General features: G+C 62.0%; 3 protein-coding genes. All 3 read right to left on the bottom strand.

The features are described from left to right. Positions 1-523, bottom strand: a 523-nt coding sequence (locus D8V06_RS02470) for a biotin carboxylase N-terminal domain-containing protein (protein WP_277751280.1), incomplete at its 3' end; no start/stop codon positions are given. Continuing rightward, positions 523-1,338 (bottom strand): gamma-carboxygeranoyl-CoA hydratase, encoded by an 816-nt coding sequence (locus D8V06_RS02465; RefSeq protein ID WP_056854650.1) that lies wholly within the window; start codon positions 1,336-1,338, stop codon positions 523-525. The genes D8V06_RS02470 and D8V06_RS02465, both read right to left, overlap by 1 nt. 115 nt (positions 1,339-1,453) lie before the next feature. Continuing rightward, the coding region (locus D8V06_RS02460) for a carboxyl transferase domain-containing protein (RefSeq protein ID WP_130930378.1) at positions 1,454-2,790 on the bottom strand (1,337 nt) is incomplete at its 5' end.

Raw genomic sequence — 2,790 nt, 5'->3', positions numbered from 1 at the left:
CCACTTTCATGCCTTTGCCGCCGCCACCCGCCGTGGCCTTGAGCAGCACCGGATAGCCGATGCGCTCGCAGGCATCGCGGAACGTCTCGAGGTCTTGCGCCTCGCCGTGATAACCGGGCACCAGCGGCACGCCGGCGGTTTCCATCAAGGCTTTGGCCGCGGACTTGCTGCCCATCGCATCGATGGCGGAGGCCGGTGGGCCGAGAAATATCAGACCGGCGTTTTCGATGGCGCGGGCGAATCCGGCGTTTTCCGACAGAAAGCCATAGCCGGGGTGAATCGCTTGGGCGCCACTGGCCTTGGCCGCTGCGATCAGTTTGTCGATTTGCAGATAGCTGTCGGCGGCTTTGCTGCCACCCAGGTCAACGCGAATATCCGCCTCGCGGCTGTGACGAGCGTCTCGGTCGGTGGCGCTGTGCACAGCTACGGTGGTCAGGCCAAGGGCCTTGGCGGTGCGCATCACCCGGCAAGCGATTTCGCCACGGTTGGCCACCAGCAGGGACGTAATGACAGGTGCGCTCATCAACGCGACTCCTTGGTAGTGGTTTCGGCTTGCCAGCTCGGTGGACGTTTTTGCAGAAAGGCACGCAGGCCCTCCTGACCTTCGGGGCTGACCCGGATGCGGGCGATGGCGTTTTCGGTGTAGCGGCGTAGCGCCGGGTTCAGCGAACCGTCGCCGACTTCACGCAGCAAGTCCTTGCTGGCACGCATGGCGGCGGGACTGTTGAGCAACAGGTTGTCGATCCACTGATCGACCTTCTGCTCCAGATCGGCGATCGGATAACTCTCCGACAACAGGCCCAGTTCCCGTGCCCGTTGTCCGCCAAAGCGTTCAGCGGTCAGGGCATAGCGCCGCGCAGCGCGTTCGCCAATGGCTTGCACCACGAACGGGCTGATCACCGCGGGTGCGAGGCCGATACGCACTTCCGACAGGCAGAACTGCGCATCGTCGGCACCGATGGCCATGTCGCAGCAACTGATCAGGCCCAACGCGCCGCCAAATGCTGCGCCTTGCACCACGGCCAGGGTCGGGATTTTCAACTTGGCCAGGTTGTACATCAATTCCGCCAGTTCCCGGGCGTCGTCGAGGTTGGTGTGGTAATCGAGTTCGGCCGATTGTTGCATCCAGGCCAGGTCGGCACCGGCGCTGAAGTGTTTACCGCGACCGCGCACGATCAGGAAACGCAGGCTGGCATCGCTCGCGACTTTGTCGAGGGCGAGGATCAGTTCGCGGATCATTTGGGCGTTGAAGGCGTTGTTCTTTTCTTCACGGCTGAGCCACAGCGTGGCAAATCCACGAGGGTCGGTCAGCAGTTCGAGGGTGTTGAAGTCGCTCATATTCATCCGTCTCCACGGTTTCTGTGGGAACTGCTTGCGGGATCTTTTTTGCGATTGCTGCGCAATCGAGCGGGAGCAAGCTCCCTCGCCACACAAGCCTCGCTCCTACAAAAATTCACATCCGGAACACGCCGAAGCGGCTCGGTTCGATGGGCGCGTTCAACGACGCGGACAAGGCCAGGGCCAGTACATCGCGGGTCTGGGCCGGGTCAATGACACCGTCATCCCACAAGCGCGCACTGGAATAGTAGGGGTGACCCTGTTCTTCGTACTGGTCGAGGATCGGTTGCTTGATCTCGGCTTCCTGCTCGTCACTGAAGCCTTGGCCACTGCGTTCGGCCTGTTCGCGCTTGACCTGCACCAGCACGCCCGCCGCCTGTTCGGCACCCATCACGCCGATCCGCGCATTCGGCCACATCCACAGGAAACGCGGATCGTAGGCCCGACCGCACATGCCGTAGTTACCGGCACCGAAACTGCCACCGATGATCACGGTGAATTTTGGCACCTTGGCGCAAGCCACGGCCGTCACCAGCTTCGCACCGTGCTTGGCGATGCCTCCCGCCTCGTATTTCTGGCCGACCATGAAGCCGGTGATGTTTTGCAGGAACAGCAACGGAATGCCGCGCTGGCAGGCCAGCTCAATGAAATGCGCGCCTTTTTGCGCGGCTTCAGCGAACAGAATGCCGTTGTTGGCCAAAATCGCGATCGGGTAACCGTGCAGATAAGCGAAACCGCAGACCAGGGTCGTCCCGAACAGCGCCTTGAATTCGTCGAATACCGAACCGTCCACCAGTCGCGCGATGACTTCTCGCACGTCGAACGGCTGCTTGGCATCGGCCGGCACCACGCCGTACAACTCGTCACTGCTGTAGAGCGGGGCGATTGGCGTGCGCTGCTGAACTTCGCCTTGCTTGCGCCAGTTTAGGTTGGCGATGCTGCGGCGGGCGATTGCCAGAGCGTGTTCGTCGCTTTCGGCGTAATGGTCGGCCACACCGGAAATCTTGCAATGCACATCGGCACCGCCGAGATCCTCGGCGCTGACCACCTCACCGGTCGCGGCTTTCACCAGCGGCGGGCCGGCGAGGAAAATTGTTGCCTGTTCGCGGACCATGATCGCTTCATCGGCCATGGCCGGTACATAGGCGCCGCCAGCGGTGCATGAGCCCATGACCACGGCAATCTGCGGGATGCCCATGGCGCTCATGTTGGCCTGGTTGAAAAAGATCCGGCCAAAGTGCTCGCGGTCGGGAAACACTTCATCCTGGCGGGGCAGGTTGGCGCCGCCAGAGTCCACCAGGTAAATGCACGGCAGGCGGTTCTGTTGGGCGATGGTCTGCGCGCGCAGGTGTTTTTTCACGGTCAGCGGGTAGTAGGAGCCACCTTTAACCGTGGCGTCGTTGGCGACGATCATGCATTCGACGCCCTCCACACGGCCGATCCCGGCAATCA

This window comes from Pseudomonas sp. Sample_24 (assembly GCF_004307605.1).
Taxonomy (GTDB): Bacteria; Pseudomonadota; Gammaproteobacteria; order Pseudomonadales; family Pseudomonadaceae; genus Aquipseudomonas.
The sequence above is the reverse complement of the archived record's forward strand: the minus strand, read 5'-3'. Positions and strand labels throughout refer to the sequence as shown.